General features: G+C 39.5%; 15 protein-coding genes and 3 tRNA genes. 10 read left to right on the top strand and 8 right to left on the bottom strand.

The window, feature by feature from the left end:
- Nucleotides 1-3: 3 nt before the first annotated feature.
- From dapF to AC1M9E_RS04040, 4 genes are all read right to left on the bottom strand, one after another.
- A complete protein-coding gene (gene dapF / locus AC1M9E_RS04055) occupies nucleotides 4-846 on the bottom strand; it encodes a diaminopimelate epimerase (RefSeq protein ID WP_481607106.1) in 843 nt (280 codons plus the stop codon).
- Between the two features lie 11 nt (nucleotides 847-857).
- Nucleotides 858-2,102, bottom strand: a complete 1,245-nt coding sequence (gene lysA, locus AC1M9E_RS04050; protein WP_481607107.1) for a diaminopimelate decarboxylase — start codon at nucleotides 2,100-2,102, stop codon at nucleotides 858-860.
- A 47-nt stretch (nucleotides 2,103-2,149) separates the two neighbouring features.
- Nucleotides 2,150-2,344 carry an LPS translocon maturation chaperone LptM gene (lptM, locus tag AC1M9E_RS04045; RefSeq protein ID WP_092765967.1) on the bottom strand — a complete coding sequence of 65 codons (195 nt, stop codon included), beginning with the start codon at nucleotides 2,342-2,344 and terminating at the stop codon, nucleotides 2,150-2,152.
- Nucleotides 2,345-2,494: 150 nt separating this feature from the next.
- Nucleotides 2,495-3,892, bottom strand: coding sequence for an amino acid permease (locus tag AC1M9E_RS04040; protein ID WP_481607108.1), 1,398 nt, complete (start codon nucleotides 3,890-3,892; stop codon nucleotides 2,495-2,497).
- Between the two features lie 322 nt (nucleotides 3,893-4,214).
- Here AC1M9E_RS04040 and AC1M9E_RS04035 point away from each other — a divergent pair, with 322 nt between their 5' ends.
- On the top strand, nucleotides 4,215-5,573 hold the full coding sequence (locus AC1M9E_RS04035; RefSeq protein ID WP_481607109.1) for an alanine/glycine:cation symporter family protein: 1,359 nt from the start codon (nucleotides 4,215-4,217) through the stop codon (nucleotides 5,571-5,573).
- Between the two features lie 58 nt (nucleotides 5,574-5,631).
- On the opposite strand, the gene AC1M9E_RS04030 is transcribed toward AC1M9E_RS04035, so the two are convergent.
- Entirely contained in the window at nucleotides 5,632-6,030 is a 399-nt protein-coding gene (locus AC1M9E_RS04030) for a hypothetical protein (RefSeq protein ID WP_481589700.1), read from the bottom strand.
- A 187-nt stretch (nucleotides 6,031-6,217) separates the two neighbouring features.
- On the opposite strand from AC1M9E_RS04030, the gene radA reads away from it, so the two are divergent.
- Both radA and AC1M9E_RS04020 read left to right on the top strand, forming a co-directional pair.
- The gene (gene radA, locus AC1M9E_RS04025; RefSeq protein ID WP_035267023.1) at nucleotides 6,218-7,606 is read left to right on the top strand and encodes a DNA repair protein RadA; all 1,389 of its coding nucleotides are present in this window, start codon (nucleotides 6,218-6,220) and stop codon (nucleotides 7,604-7,606) included.
- Between the two features lie 131 nt (nucleotides 7,607-7,737).
- Nucleotides 7,738-8,742 carry a Tim44 domain-containing protein gene (locus tag AC1M9E_RS04020; RefSeq protein ID WP_481596768.1) on the top strand — a complete coding sequence of 335 codons (1,005 nt, stop codon included), beginning with the start codon at nucleotides 7,738-7,740 and terminating at the stop codon, nucleotides 8,740-8,742.
- 235 nt (nucleotides 8,743-8,977) lie between these two features.
- On the opposite strand, the gene AC1M9E_RS04015 is transcribed toward AC1M9E_RS04020, so the two are convergent.
- The gene (locus AC1M9E_RS04015) at nucleotides 8,978-10,165 is read right to left on the bottom strand and encodes a trypsin-like peptidase domain-containing protein (protein ID WP_180028696.1); all 1,188 of its coding nucleotides are present in this window, start codon (nucleotides 10,163-10,165) and stop codon (nucleotides 8,978-8,980) included.
- 170 nt (nucleotides 10,166-10,335) lie between these two features.
- Between AC1M9E_RS04015 and AC1M9E_RS04010 the strand changes: the two genes are divergently transcribed.
- From AC1M9E_RS04010 to AC1M9E_RS03980, 7 genes are all read left to right on the top strand, one after another.
- Nucleotides 10,336-11,094, top strand: a complete 759-nt coding sequence (locus AC1M9E_RS04010) for a Nif3-like dinuclear metal center hexameric protein (protein ID WP_481588532.1) — start codon at nucleotides 10,336-10,338, stop codon at nucleotides 11,092-11,094.
- A gap of 161 nt (nucleotides 11,095-11,255) precedes the next feature.
- Nucleotides 11,256-11,882 carry a superoxide dismutase gene (locus tag AC1M9E_RS04005; RefSeq protein WP_092765960.1) on the top strand — a complete coding sequence of 209 codons (627 nt, stop codon included), beginning with the start codon at nucleotides 11,256-11,258 and terminating at the stop codon, nucleotides 11,880-11,882.
- A gap of 154 nt (nucleotides 11,883-12,036) precedes the next feature.
- Nucleotides 12,037-12,112: transfer RNA gene (locus AC1M9E_RS04000), tRNA-Asn, on the top strand.
- Between the two features lie 6 nt (nucleotides 12,113-12,118).
- Nucleotides 12,119-12,194 (top strand) — tRNA-Asn (locus AC1M9E_RS03995).
- A gap of 96 nt (nucleotides 12,195-12,290) precedes the next feature.
- The gene (locus AC1M9E_RS03990) at nucleotides 12,291-12,593 is read left to right on the top strand and encodes a hypothetical protein (protein WP_481607110.1); all 303 of its coding nucleotides are present in this window, start codon (nucleotides 12,291-12,293) and stop codon (nucleotides 12,591-12,593) included.
- 106 nt (nucleotides 12,594-12,699) lie between these two features.
- Nucleotides 12,700-12,775: transfer RNA gene (locus AC1M9E_RS03985), tRNA-Asn, on the top strand.
- A gap of 65 nt (nucleotides 12,776-12,840) precedes the next feature.
- Nucleotides 12,841-13,293 (top strand): DUF2726 domain-containing protein, encoded by a 453-nt coding sequence (locus AC1M9E_RS03980; protein WP_481607111.1) that lies wholly within the window; start codon nucleotides 12,841-12,843, stop codon nucleotides 13,291-13,293.
- Here AC1M9E_RS03980 and AC1M9E_RS03975 read toward each other — a convergent pair whose 3' ends face one another.
- Together AC1M9E_RS03975 and AC1M9E_RS03970 are read right to left on the bottom strand one after the other, a co-directional pair.
- Entirely contained in the window at nucleotides 13,294-13,524 is a 231-nt protein-coding gene (locus AC1M9E_RS03975) for a hypothetical protein (protein WP_051586562.1), read from the bottom strand.
- 112 nt (nucleotides 13,525-13,636) lie between these two features.
- The gene (locus tag AC1M9E_RS03970) at nucleotides 13,637-14,860 is read right to left on the bottom strand and encodes an alpha/beta hydrolase family protein (RefSeq protein WP_481607112.1); all 1,224 of its coding nucleotides are present in this window, start codon (nucleotides 14,858-14,860) and stop codon (nucleotides 13,637-13,639) included.
- Between the last annotated feature and the right edge of the window lie 38 nt (nucleotides 14,861-14,898).

Here is a 14,898-nt window from a genome sequence, read left to right as displayed (position 1 = left end):
GTTTTATTGAAAATAACGTAGATCCAAACGACCTTCATAGACCGTTGCAGTTGGACCAGTCATCCAAACCACATCTCCCTCTTTCCATTCAATCAGCAATTTACCGCCGGCAAGTTCGATTTCCACATTGCTAGACAATAAACCACGGCGCATACCTGAGACAGCAGCAGCACATGCACCTGTACCACAAGCTAATGTTTCTCCCACACCACGTTCAAAAACTCGTAATCGAGCATGTTTTTCATCAACGATCTGCATAAATCCAGCATTTACACGCTCAGGAAAACGTTCGTGAGATTCCACTTGAGGGCCTATTTTAGCAACATCAGCAGTTAACACGTCTGGCACAATGGTCACTGCATGCGGATTTCCCATATTAACCACATCGATGCTGATCGTCTCATTATCCGCTAAAGCTAAATCATATAAAGCAGCAGGCGTTTCTGCTAAAAATGGGATTTGGTTCGGTAAGAACTTCGGATACCCCATGTTCACACGAACCCATCCATTCGCACCCAACTCAGGCTCGACAATCCCCGCCTTTGTTTGCACTTTGAATTTAGTTTTATTGGTTAAATGACGATCATGAACAAATTTGGCAAAACAACGAACCCCATTGCCACATTGCTCAACTTCAGAACCATCCGCATTAAAAATGCGATATTTGAAATCAACGTTCGGATGGTCTGGTGTTTCAACAATTAATAACTGATCAAAACCAATGCCAAAATTACGGTCAGCCAACCGGCGAATCATGACAGGATCTAGATAAGCACGTTGGCTGATTAAATCAACCACCATGAAGTCATTACCTAGACCATGCATTTTAGTAAATTCTAGCAACATCTATTGTCTCCTTAAGGCAATAAGGACTCACGTTCCCACAGAGACTCAATCGTTTCGCGTTGACGAATTAAGTGTGCTTGATCACCGTCAACCATCACCTCTGCTGCACGACCTCGGCTGTTGTAATTTGAACTCATCACAAAACCATAAGCACCTGCACCCAAAACAGCTAAATGATCGTTCGCTTGAATCGCAAGTTCACGCTCTTTACCGAGGAAGTCACCTGTTTCACAGATCGCACCAACCACATCCCAAACTTTTTTCTCAGTTTGCGAATTTTGATTAACTTCTTGGATATCCATCCAAGCTTCGTACAAAGAAGGACGAATCAAGTCATTCATTGCTGCATCAACAATTGCAAAATTGCGATGATTGGTTGGTTTTAAAAGATCAACTTTCGTCACCAATACGCCAGCATTCGCCGAAATACTACGCCCTGGCTCCATATACACTTTAAGACCTAGTTTTTCTAATGCAGGACGTAAAGCATTTGCATATTCTTCAACTGTCGGTGGAACTTCATTTTTATAAGTCACACCAAGACCACCACCAATATCAATATGTTTGAGGTTGATCCCTAATTTTTTCAATGCTTCAATCATGTTCATTACACGATCTAGCGCATCAACAAAAGGTTGAGTTTCAGTCAATTGTGAACCAATATGACAATCAATTCCTACGATATCTAAGTGACTTAAACTTGCTGCATACTGATAAGTTTCATATACCGAATCAGAAGGAATACCAAATTTATTTTCTTTAAGACCAGTCGAGATATATGGATGTGTTTTGGCATCAACATCTGGATTTACCCGAAGTGAAATTGGAGCTTTTACATTAAGTTCTGCTGCAACTTTTTGAATACGGTCAAGCTCTGCATATGATTCCACATTAAAACAAGCAATACCCACTTCTAATGCTTGACGAATGTCAGCTTCAGACTTGCCCAAACCAGAGAAGACAATTTTAGAAGCGTCACCACCTGCGCGTAAAACACGTGCTAATTCACCTCCAGTCACGATATCAAAACCGCAACCAAGTTTCGCCAACACATTTAGAACTGCGATATTTGAGTTTGACTTCACTGCAAAACAAATTTGGTGATCGATAAAGTTAAAAGCACGATCCATATCCAAATAATGTTTTTCAAAAGTTGCTTTTGAATAAACATAAAGTGGTGTACCAAATTGCTGAGCAAGTTGATCCAATGAACATTGTTCTGCGTGCAAAACCCCTTGAATGCGAGGGAAACTCATGGATGTATCCTTTCTAAATTGCGCTGGAGAAAAAAAATAAATGAATATTAATCTTGAGTAGGTGCAGCATCTGCTTTAGGTTCAGCTTGATCCTGACTTGGGCGATCATTGTTTTTATAAATTAAATATTGTGCTCGCTTGTCATAGTTTGGATCACTGGGTAGTTGTAATGCACCAGTCTGACCACATCCAGCCAAGATTGAAACAACGGCTGCACTGATAACTCCGATCAAAATACGCATACCTACACCTATCAGTAAAATTTATAGAAGTATACCTTGATCATCTAATTCACCAAAGTATTTAACGCAACAGATTAATAACAGAAATAAAAAAACGCCAGTAATTACTGACGTTTCTTTTGACCTAAATTGCAAATCATTTATAAGTTTTTATTTTTTCTTATAAAAACCAAAATAACCAATGATCAGAATAACAAACCAAATCGGGCTCACCATCAATGCACGGCGAGTATCATCTTCTAAAGCCAATACTCCAATCATGCCAACAAAGAATATAGCAACAATCGCACATGTCACCAATCCACCTGGTAGTTTAAATTTCGATTTGGCATGAAGTTCTGGGCGTGTTTTGTAATACACCACATAACTCCAAATAATCATCAACCATACACAAATAAATAAAATGGTGGAAAGTGTTGTCGCTAAAGTAAATGCTTCCACCGTATTCGGTACGAAGTATTGCAGTGCTGCCCCTAGTAACAAACATACTGCTGAGAAATACAAGGCATTCGCTGGCACAGCTCGCTTATTCAGTCTTCCAAAAGCTTCAGGAGCTTGAGTCTCGCGCGACAAGCCAAACAGCATGCGGCTGGTTGAGAATACGCCACTGTTCATCGATGACATCACTGAAGACAATACAACCAAATTCATAATAATAGCAGCGGCTGCAATACCTGCTTGACTAAACAAGTTTACAAATGGGGAAATATTCGGATCAATCTTATTCCATGGTGTAACCGACATCACCACCAGCAACGACAAAACATAGAAAATAATGATTCGAATAGGAATCGAGTTGACAGCTTTCGGCAAGTTCGTTTCAGGATCTTTAGTTTCAGCTGCGGTTGTACCCACCAGTTCTACACCCACAAAAGCAAAAATTGCGATTTGGAAGCCTGCCAAGAAACCGATTGCACCTGTTGGGAAGATCCCGCCGTTTGACCAAATATTGCTAAATGCTGCGATTTCACCTGATGTAGAAGTGAAACCTGTAAATATCATCCAAAAGCCAACGCCAATTAAAACCACAATTGCGATAATCTTGATTAAAGCAAACCAGAATTCTAATTCACCAAACAGTTTCACTGTAACAAGATTCAATCCCATAATAAATACGATTGCAGCGATGCTAATCATTACCCCTTCTTCAGGGCTAAAAGGCATCCCATTATTGAAGAACTGAAGGTAATAAATGATCGCCGATAAATCTGCAATACCGATGGTGATCCAACACAGCCAGTAGGTCCAGCCCACAAAGTAACCTGCCCATGGTCCAATTAAATCCGTGGCGAAATCTATAAACGACTTATATTGCAAATTTGAAAGCAACAATTCGCCTAGTGCTCGCATCACTAAAAAAACCATGAAACCGATGATCATGTAAATTACAAGAATTGAAGGACCAGCTAGGCTAATTGTTTTCCCAGAGCCCATGAACAAACCTGTTCCAATTGCGCCTCCAATTGCAATTAACTGCAAATGTCGATTGGATAGACTTCGTTGTAATTCACCATTTTGCTGAGGCGAATTTATATTTTGATCTGACATTTTCAAATTCACCAAATATATTAATCGGCACAACTTAACTGAAAAAAATCAGATTTCAAAAAGAAAATTAGCACGATCAATATTTTCTAATTAGTTTAAAGTATTAATTCATTTTTCTTATATATCACCAGAATGATCAATTATTCATCATATTTATTTATCTTATTTTGAGTAAAATATTGAAAATCTTGTTGTTATATGTAAAAAATATAAGTGCAAAAAATAATCAAAAGGAATGATGTGTTTGATCGCGCAAAAGTATGGCATATCCCTTGCTTGATCATGCATGTAAAAAACAATCAGGAAAATAAGAAGGTAATTTATGCAAGAAATACAATCAATCATGGAAACACTCAGCGGCTTAGTCTGGGGACCTTATATGCTGGTGCTGATTGTTGGGACAGGTGTTTTCTTAACATTCCGTCTACTTTTTTGGCAATTCAGGATGCTTCCATTGGCATTTAAACAAGTGTTCGGGAAACACCCAGATAAAAAAGACTCGGGAGATATCTCACAATTTGCCTCACTCATGACCGCACTTTCAGCCACGATTGGTACAGGTAATATCGCAGGGGTAGCGACTGCTTGTGTACTGGGTGGTCCGGGTGCTGTATTCTGGATGTGGATGACTGCTTTTTTCGGTATGGCAACCAAATACGGTGAAGGTGTTTTGGCGGTCAAATACCGTGTAAAAAATGAAAAAGGAGAAATGTCTGGTGGTCCAATGTACTACATTGAACGAGGACTTGGCGCGAAATGGAAGTGGCTCGCAGTCCTCTTCGCATTATTTGGTACATTAGCATCCTTTGGTATTGGTAGCTCAGTTCAATCAAACACAGTGGCACTAGCAGTAGAAAATAGTTTGGGTATAAGCACGCTCACCACTGCCATCATTATTACAATTTTCTCTGCATTGGTGATTTTAGGCGGTATTAAGTCTATTTCCAAAGCATCCTCAGTTATTGTTCCAGTCATGGCTCTAGGCTATGTCATTGGCGGGCTAATTATTATTTTCAATAACCTTGAATTAGTTGTTCCTGCTTTAAAAATGATCTTTACCTATGCATTCACAGGTGAAGCAGCAGCAGGTGGAGCCATCGGTGCAGCGATTCGTTACGGTGTTGCCCGTGGTGTATTTTCAAACGAAGCTGGTATGGGCTCTGCTCCAATTGCAGCGGCAGCAGCTAAAACTGATCACCCTGCCCGTCAAGGCCTAGTTTCAATGACAGGTACATTCATTGATACGATTATTGTGTGCTCAATTACGGGTATTGTTCTTGTTATGGGTTTCATCATGGCAGGACAAACATTTGGTGATCAAACTGGGGCTGTTTTGACCATTAGTGTTTTTGACAAATTACTACCAGGATTTGGGGGCTGGGTTGTTACGTTCGGAATCATCTTTTTTGCTTATTCAACTATTTTAGGTTGGAGTTATTACGGTGAAAAATGTTGCACCTATTTACTGGGTGAAAAGTCAGTATTTATCTATCGTCTCATTTATATTGCTTCGGTATTTGTAGGCTGTGTCGTCACACTTGATTTAGTTTGGCTTTTCGCAGACACCTTCAATGGGTTAATGGCAGCACCAAACTTAATTGCCTTATTATTACTTTCTGGAGTCATTGCAAAAGAATCTAAAGACTTTATTGAACGTCGAAAATCTGGTGAGCTTTATTAAACAAATTAATAGAATTAAACCAATAAAAAAGCCTCATTGATGAGGCTTTTTTATCTTTTCACGAAAATTTCTGCTCATTCAAATTTTGTTTTTCCTCTTGATCCTTTGCAATTTCTTCCGCAACCTCTAAGCTCAATACAAAAAATAGAACATGTTCAATTATCATATTGCCTTGTTCATCTTCAAGATAATTTTTAACCAGCTGATACTGCTTATTTTGCTCATCAAAAGGAATATCTAGATATAGGTCACCCAGATAGCTATCAATTTCATCCTCACCTGACAAACCTAGACATGGCTCAAATTCAATTTCATGTTGTTCAAGCCATGTAATCACAAGATCTCGAATATTTTCTTCCTCATTCTGATCATCCGTGTAATTCTCAAAATGAATAAACAGCACATCACGCTGTATTTCACGTGCGATGGCATCAATATGTTGGGCGTACAAGCGCATATCAAATAACTCAGTCGATTCTTGATATGAGTATAAATTAATTCATGATCGCTTTAATTCAATATCACGTTAAAGCACACGTCATGACTTGTCTTATTGTTTTTAAATTTGATCAATATTTTTTTGTTTTCGCGACCTTTACTCAGTATGCTCAGCATATAGAAAATCACAAAACCTATATCAAGTTATGGCTAAAGCAAAAAGTGTATATCGCTGTGAACAATGTGGCGCAGATCATCCTAAATGGGCAGGTCAATGCTCAGAATGCGGAGAATGGAACAGTTTAGTTGAAGTCACCATTGCCCCAGCGATTACGCATCGCGCAAATCCAAAAATTGCAGGCGGTTATGCTGGTCAAGCAGCATCAATCACTACATTGAATCAAGTTTCAGTTTCTCACGAAACACGTTTAGCAACAGGGATTGGAGAATTTGATCGCGTTTTAGGCGGAGGGCTTGTTACTGGTTCAGTTGTACTGATCGGTGGTGACCCTGGTATTGGTAAATCAACAATTCTTTTGCAGACGGCAACCCATATGGCTGCCGCGAAAAGTTCCGCCCTATATGTCACTGGTGAGGAATCTTTATCTCAAGTTGCATTACGTGCCAATCGTTTGGATCTTCCAACTGATCAATTAAAAGTGATGGCTGAGACGTGCGTAGAGCGTATTTGCGAAGTATTAGCGCATGAACGACCTGCTGTCGCGATCTTAGACTCGATTCAAACTTTATACACTGAAACTTTACAGTCTGCGCCAGGCGGCGTTTCTCAAATTCGAGAATCTGCAGCCCTTCTGACACGTTTTGCGAAGAACAGCGGAACAGCTTTATTTATTGTGGGTCATGTGACCAAAGAAGGTGCTTTAGCTGGCCCTCGTGTTTTAGAACACATGGTAGATTGCGTACTTTATTTTGAAGGTCAATCTGATTCACGTTATCGAATGATTCGAGCTGTTAAAAATCGTTTTGGTGCAGTCAATGAACTCGGTGTTTTTGGGATGACTGATAAAGGGCTTAGAGAGGTTGCCAATCCCTCAGCCATCTTTCTTAGCCGATATGATGAAGCGATTCCTGGTTCTATCGTCATGATTAGTCGAGAAGGCACACGTCCACTCTTAGTTGAAGTGCAAGCCCTAGTAGATGACGCGCATGGTCAACCTCGCCGTGTTGCATTGGGTCTTGAGCAAAACCGTTTGAATATGCTACTCGCCGTCATGCACCGTCATGGTGGTGTTCAAACTTCTGGTCAAGACGTATATGTGAATGTTGTTGGTGGCTTAAAAATTACTGAAACGGGTTCAGATCTCGCCGTCTTATTGGCCTGTGCTTCAAGTTTGAGAGCAAAAGCACTCCCTCAGCAATTGGCTGTATTTGGCGAAGTGGGATTATCGGGAGAGATTCGTCCCGTACCTAACGGGCAGGAACGGTTGAAGGAAGCAATTAAGCACGGGTTTAAATATATTATAGTCCCTAGAGCGAATGCACCACAAAAGGATATTCCTGGTGTTCGCATTATCGCCGTTGCCCGTCTACATGAAGCTTTAACTGAAGCGATGAGCTTAGCGGATGAACATTAATTCAGCTGATCAATTTATTTAACTATACACTGTGTATGAATACTGAAAAAAATTGAGGTTTAAGTTGAAATTTAAGCCAAAAGACTGCATAAATACAGTGTGAAATTAACTTTTTAAAATAGGAATTTTAGATGGAAGTTCGACAGCGTAGTTTAGTTGCGGGTATTTTAATGGCGACACTCATGGTAGCGCCTTTTGCAGAAGCAAAACGTGCTGGTGGTGGTAAAAGCCATGGTATGAGCCGTTCTGCTGCTCCAACCCAATCATATCAGCAACCACGTCAAGCTACTCCTGCCCAACAACCTGCTGCTCCAGCGACTGCGCCTCAAAAGTCTGGTCCTGGTGTGGGTGGTATGGTCGCTGCTGGTGTTGCTGGTGCTGCAATTGGTGCAGTCGCAGCAAATGCTTTAGCAGATGATGATACTGTTCCAGCAAGTCAAGCAGAAGTTGCTGCACAACCTGAGGAAGATGGTGGTATCCCAAGTTGGGTATGGTTGTTGATTATTGCTGCTGCTGCGTTCTTCATCTTCCGTAAATTCGGAGCAAAAAAAAAATTAGCGGCTAACAACCCTTATGCACCAAACAGTTCAGGTCCACAATCTGCACCGTTTGGTCAAACTGCTGCACCTCGCCCTTCAGTGTCTAATGACAATACCAATATTTTTGGTCAATCTGTGGGCGGTGGCACAGCTGCATCTCAAGCGCCATTTGGTCAAGCACCACAAGCTCCTTTTGGTGCAGCAACAATGTCTAGTGGAAGTCAGCTACCTGACGGAACTGAACCAGCTGCTTTCTTACGCATTGCACGCCAACGCTTCAACCATATTCAATCAATGAATACGGCAAGTAATATTGCTGAGATTCAACGTTATTTGACGCCTGATCTTTATCAATCGATGTATAACGATATTATGGGTAACCAAGATCAAGACGTAGCTGAGTTTTCAAATCTGAATGCTATGGTTGTTGATTCTGCGACTGAAAATGGTCAATACGTTGTCAGCGTTCGTTTCACGGGTACGGTAAGTGAAGACTTAAATAGCCTTCCACAACCGTTTGCTGAAGTTTGGCATTTCGTTAAACCAGCAGGTTCTAGTCAAGATTGGTTGGTTGCGGGTATTCAACAGGAAAGCTAATTTTATTCTCAAAAAAAGCCAGTGAACCACTGGCTTTTTTTGTTTCGTACACTGTTTAATCATTGTTGAGTGAATTCAATTTTGCATGTGTTAAAACTCTATCTCACCGTCACTTAGGAATGCATGACCGTATTTAATTATTAAATAGCAGATTTATTCAGATTCATTCAAAGGTATGAAACAATATAGAATCTAAGAATTATAAAAAAGCCCCATATTACTGGGGCTTGTTAATTTAACGACGAGGTAATGGAATATACTGGCTATTACGATCGCTGGTTTCAGCTGGTCGTTCACCAATAACCACTTCAGTATTGATGCTCTTACCTTCACGTAAAATCTCAATTTTTGCAGAGGTATTCGGTGATTGCATTGCAACATAATTAATCAATTGTGATGGATTGTTGATCTCCTGATCATTTACTTTCATGATCCGATCACCGACTTTAATCTTAGCTTTATCTGCAGGACCAGACTCATAGACGCTGCTCACAATTACACCCTTCTCACGAGGTTGTAATACATCGGGTTGCGTCGGATTCGCCAAACCAATACCTAGCCACCCTCGAATTACTCTGCCTTCTTTTAATATTGAATTCAGAACTTGCTGGCAGACTTTAGCAGGAATAGCAAAACCAATTCCTAAAGAACCACCCGATTGCGAGAAAATTGCAGTATTAATCCCAATCAAATTACCTGCAACATCAATGAGTGCTCCCCCAGAATTACCTGGATTAATAGCAGCATCGGTTTGAATAAAATCTTCATAGAAATTTATACCCAATCCCGAACGTTCTGTCGCAGATATGATCCCTTGCGTAACTGTTTGTCCCACGCCAAATGGATTACCAATTGCGAGTACAACATCTCCAACTTCATTTCCACTCAGTTTGAAAGGAAGCACTGGCAGTTTGTCCATTTCGATTTTAATGACTGCTAAATCCGTATCAGGATCTGTTCCAATTACTTTGGCTTCTGCTCGACGACCATCATACAAAGCCACAACAATCTGGTCAGCCTGTGCAATCACATGATTATTAGTCAGAATATAACCATCAGGCCGAACAATCACCCCCGAACCCAAACTATTTTCATTTGGTTCTTGTCCAAAACGTTCAGGTAATTGACCACCAAAAAATTCTCTAAAAACAGGATCATTTAAAATCGGATGATCCACTTTTTTTACAGTTTGTGTTGTAAAAATATTAACGACTGCAGGTGCTGCGACCTTTACCGCAGCATTGTATGACACTACTCCCCCAGAACGTGTCGTATCCACCAAAGGTTCTACTTTTTCAGCTGGCATTTTATATCCATCAGCTGCTATTTGAGGCTTTGGTTGATTTAGTTTTTGCCATGTGACAAAACTAATAATGACAATGATGAGTAACACCCATGGTAACCATGTAAAGGACCGGCGCACTTTAATATCCTCTGAGAATTTTAATTTATTGATGACAAAAGTATTTTATGACTGCATATTGTAATCAAAAAAAATTTATATACCTAAAATTGTGAAAATAGTTTTGTTCGGCTTTAGTTAAGATTAAAAATATGCTTTGATCTTTATATTTTCACAGACTTAAGAACATTATGGCAAAGCTAAACGACATTATCCAATGGTGTGATCAGACCCTAAAGGCCAATGAATTTAAAGATTACGCTCCCAATGGTCTGCAAATCGAAGGTAAAACAGAAGTAAAGCGAATTGTTTGTGCTGTATCGGCTTCTCAATCAGCCATTGATGCTGCAATCGAGCTGCAAGCTGATGTTTTATTGGTTCACCATGGCTATTTTTGGAAAGGTGAGCCATCTCCGATTACAGGAATGCGTGGCAAGCGAATTAAATCACTCATTCAACATGATATTTCACTATTAGCTTATCATTTACCTCTCGATAGCCACCCTAGCTTGGGAAATAATGCTGCGATAGCAGATTTACTTCATCTTGATCAAATTGAAGCACTTGATCCGAGTGAACGTCATCCCATTGGAAATATCGGCTATTTAAAAAATGCAATGACCCCAGATGAGTTCAAAGCTTTTGTGTCACAACAACTTAATTATGATGCGATACATTTGATGGCTGATAAACCAAGTATTCAAAAAGTTGGATTTTGTACTGGCGGTGCTCAAGACTTTATCACTAAAGCTGCCGAACAAAATTGCGATGCTTATATTTCAGGTGAAGTTAGTGAGCGTACCTTTTATCAAGCTTTAGAATTAGATGTGCATTATTACGCATGTGGACATCATGCGACTGAACGTTATGGTGTTCAACGACTAGGTCAAGCAATTTGTGAACAATTTGGTCTTGAATATCATTACGTTGAACTCAATAATCCTATTTAATTTGATTTAACCACGCGTTTTAAATTGGAGTGAGCTTATACGTATTAATTCACGCTTTATTCTGTATTCTTATTTATAAGTAATGCGCAAAATATGGTGAGAATCTATTACAATAAGTGCACTTCGATGTAAAACCCAGCACAATGCAAGGAACTTAAAACATGACAACGATTACTTTACCAGCTCTTCCGTACGGTTACGAAGATCTTGCTCCACACATCAGCAAAGAAACTTTAGAATACCACCACGACAAACACCACAATACTTACGTTGTTAATTTAAACAACCTTATTGCAGGTACTGATCTTGAAGGTAAAACGCTTGAAGAAATTATCAAAGCTTCTGCTGGTGATGCTTCTAAAGCGGGTATCTTCAACAACGCAGCACAAGTTTGGAACCACACATTCTACTGGAACTGTATGGCTAAAAACGGTGGCGGTAAAGCGACTGGTGCTTTAGCTGCTAAAATCGACGAAGCTTTCGGTTCTTACGAAAAATTTGCTGAAGAATTTGCTGCTGCTGCTACAACTCAATTCGGTTCAGGTTGGGCTTGGTTAGTTGCTGATGAAGTAAATGGTAAACTTTCTATCATGAAAACTTCAAATGCTGATACTCCACTTGCTCATGGTAAAGTAGCTGTACTAACGATCGATGTTTGGGAACATGCTTACTACATCGACTTCCGTAACGCTCGTCCTAAGTATATTTCTACTTTCTTAGAAAGCTTAGTGAACTGGGATTACGCTAACGCAAAATATGCTGGTCAAGAAGCTGGCGTAGAAAAATAAGATTTAACCGTCTTATTAGGTTTAAAAAAACCATCCTTTTAGGATGGTTTTTTTGTTATTTACATCAATTTGAGTATTAATAAATCAAACTATTCATTTCTTTACAATAATTGGTTGACGACTAGTAATTTCAACCCTAAAATGCGCATCAGATTCTCCAATAGCTCAGTCGGTAGAGCGACGGACTGTTAATCCGCAGGTCCCTGGTTCGAGCCCAGGTTGGAGAGCCAATCTAATCTCCCATAGCTCAGTCGGTAGAGCGACGGACTGTTAATCCGCAGGTCCCTGGTTCGAGCCCAGGTGGGAGAGCCAAGTTTCTAAAAACCCAAGCATAATGACTTGGGTTTTTTTATGCCTAAATTTTTTGATTTATTATAGAATTATTCTAATTTTATAAAAAAGTCTAAAATGAATACACCTTGGCTTAAATCACTGATTTTCTGGTCTCTACTTGTTGGCAGTCTCATCTTTATATTTCAATGCACTCAGCAATCTGAACATAATAAAGTAGCCCCTGCACTTATGTATGAACGTCTGTATCACTGCACTTCAGAATTATCCTCTGAACACACACTCCTGATTAAAAAAATTCAAAACGAGGTAAATGTGGAATCATCACAACAAACCATGATGGAACTTATGAGTTTATGCCGTAAAGCGAATCCACTGAAAAGCAAAGCAGAGTATGTCCATTTATTAAAAAAGCTATAGATCGTTTCACTTAGATTAAATTTAAATCAGTTGATTCATATTTCTAATATTTTTCAATGTTAAGGCTTGACCTCTCTTCATTTGACTCATAGAATGCGTACCAGATTCTCCAATAGCTCAGTCGGTAGAGCGACGGACTGTTAATCCGCAGGTCCCTGGTTCGAGCCCAGGTTGGAGAGCCAAGATTCTAAAAACCCACTCAATCGAGTGGGTTTTTTCTTATATGTGCTTTTATTTACGAATTCCTGTGTTTCAATCCAGTCAAATTACTTTCTTAATTATTGGTGTTATTGCAACCCTTGCCCTGCTCACCATTATCTTTCAACAATTATTTAAAAAGCCACAACGCTTTTACCCCAAACGCATTATTACCGCATTTGAAAGTAAAATGTTTTTTAGATTAAAAGAGAGTTTTCCGCAATACCATGTGCTTGCTCAAGTCGCTTTTAGCGCTTTAATCACAAACCCCAGTCTAAAGATTCGAGCTAAATTTAATCGAAAAGTGACTGACTTTGTCTTACTGGATGATCAGCTTAAAGTTATCGCCATTATCGAGCTCGATGATCCCAGTCATCTTGGTAAGGAACAAGAAGATGCTGAACGCGATCAAATGTTTTATGAAGCAGGATATCGAGTATTTCGCTATAACGGTATCCCAAGTATTCAAAGTCTCAGAAAAGACATTCTTGCTAAAAAATAATTAGTTCAAAGGCTCCGCTACAGACGAAGCATTCTGCTCAAGTTGCTCTTGTTTTTCTCTAGCTTCAATTCGCGCGGCTTGTTCTGCACGTAAACGATCGTACTCTGCTTTGTTTTTTGCATCACTCTTTACTGCAAAAAAAGCAATCGCAATGATAAGCAACGGGATAAGGGGGCCTAGACTTGCCAATAAAATAAATTTAGTGGTGAATTTCTTTTTTGATGAAGTCATCGACAAAACCTGAGTCATTGAGTCCGAGGCAATATAACAGAATAAAGTCATAGAAAAAACTTTAGCTTTAAATGTCAACTAAGATGCAACACCCTAGCTGACCTAGTCACGTTTAACGCACCGGTAAATACGATTTAATAAAATCAACAACCTCATCATTTTTCTCAACAATCGCTTGTGTATGCGATGCTCCTGCCACAATATCTAATACAATTGGAGGTTGAGTCCCCAATCCATTTAACTGATTTACTAATTGTTGTGTTACTTGATATGGGACAGCGGTGTCATTTTCACCTTGAACCACATAAACCGGTTTCATGAGTTTTTGAGTTCCAGGCTGATTATTACTTAAAAAACTACTCACCACTGGATCATTTTCAAAACCAACCTTTAACCCAGGATAGTCCATTACTTTTTGTGTTGAATTTGATTCCAAATAAGTCTTAATATCTGTTCTAAACTCATCAATTAATGGCATCAAGCATATGCCATTTTCACCAGTCGCCCCCTCAGCTTTCTCTGCCACAGCTTGAGACCTAGATTGGAATATCGTTGCTAATGAAAATCTAGGTTCATATGCTTTAATCCCTACGCCTGTATAAGCAGCATAAGCTAATAGCTCTGAATAAATAGCGATTGCCAAATCTCTATTTTGACTTTCTATCGCTGAAATGGCATTTGGTGCGACTTGGGTAATAATGTAACCCAAACTGGATGCTGGAGCAGTCGCTACAGCCCCTTTGTAATACGGATCATTATTGGCATATTGTGCAATTCCTAATGATGCATGACCACCTTGGGATTGGCCGACAGACATCCAAGATTTATTTAATCGTGATGGATATGCTTGGTGAACTGACTTTATTGCATGAATCGCAGATTGTGCAGCACTAGATAGATGAAGATAAGGATGAATCCCTTTAACCCCCAAACCTTCATAATCAGGGGCTACAATGACATAACCTTCTTTAAGAAGATTGTTCGCTAAAATTTCAAAATTCGAATTGAGTACATTATTGCTTGGTGCACATTCGTCTCCAACACCAGTTGTTCCATGTGCCCATACCACCACTGGCCATCCTGCTGCTGGCTGAGCAGTCTTAGGAAACATGACCATTGCTGTAGCCTTAGTTTTCTGACCCAGAACATTCGGCATTAAATAAGTCATAATTTGGATTTTGGAAGCTTGCTCTAGACTATCTTTTTGATAAGCTTTCTCAGCAACAAACACTTTTTCTTGAAAAATATTTTTATCATCATCACTATTACAAGCTGTTAAGAGTAATGCTGCCGTACAGCACATTGCGATAACCGTTTTTTTAATTGTACTCTTCATAATTCTTTCCATTCATTATTATCACTCTCCATGAGTAC

This window comes from Acinetobacter sp. 24-47-47, assembly GCF_057737035.1.
Note: the sequence above shows the minus strand (reverse complement) of the source record. Positions and strands in the feature narration are given on the sequence as shown.

Bases quoted from the DNA above. Each gene is read 5' to 3' on its own strand.
- dapF (WP_481607106.1), bottom strand. From the start codon at position 846: ATGTTGCTAGAATTTACTAAAATGCATGGTCTAGGTAATGACTTCATG.
- lysA (WP_481607107.1), bottom strand. From the start codon at position 2,102: ATGAGTTTCCCTCGCATTCAAGGGGTTTTGCACGCAGAACAATGTTCA.
- lptM (WP_092765967.1), bottom strand. From the start codon at position 2,344: ATGCGTATTTTGATCGGAGTTATCAGTGCAGCCGTTGTTTCAATCTTG.
- AC1M9E_RS04040 (WP_481607108.1), bottom strand. From the start codon at position 3,892: ATGTCAGATCAAAATATAAATTCGCCTCAGCAAAATGGTGAATTACAA.
- AC1M9E_RS04035 (WP_481607109.1), top strand. From the start codon at position 4,215: ATGCAAGAAATACAATCAATCATGGAAACACTCAGCGGCTTAGTCTGG.
- AC1M9E_RS04030 (WP_481589700.1), bottom strand. From the start codon at position 6,030: ATGCGCTTGTACGCCCAACATATTGATGCCATCGCACGTGAAATACAG.
- radA (WP_035267023.1), top strand. From the start codon at position 6,218: ATGGCTAAAGCAAAAAGTGTATATCGCTGTGAACAATGTGGCGCAGAT.
- AC1M9E_RS04020 (WP_481596768.1), top strand. From the start codon at position 7,738: ATGGAAGTTCGACAGCGTAGTTTAGTTGCGGGTATTTTAATGGCGACA.
- AC1M9E_RS04010 (WP_481588532.1), top strand. From the start codon at position 10,336: ATGGCAAAGCTAAACGACATTATCCAATGGTGTGATCAGACCCTAAAG.
- AC1M9E_RS04005 (WP_092765960.1), top strand. From the start codon at position 11,256: ATGACAACGATTACTTTACCAGCTCTTCCGTACGGTTACGAAGATCTT.
- AC1M9E_RS03990 (WP_481607110.1), top strand. From the start codon at position 12,291: ATGAATACACCTTGGCTTAAATCACTGATTTTCTGGTCTCTACTTGTT.
- AC1M9E_RS03975 (WP_051586562.1), bottom strand. From the start codon at position 13,524: ATGACTTCATCAAAAAAGAAATTCACCACTAAATTTATTTTATTGGCA.
- AC1M9E_RS03970 (WP_481607112.1), bottom strand. From the start codon at position 14,860: ATGAAGAGTACAATTAAAAAAACGGTTATCGCAATGTGCTGTACGGCA.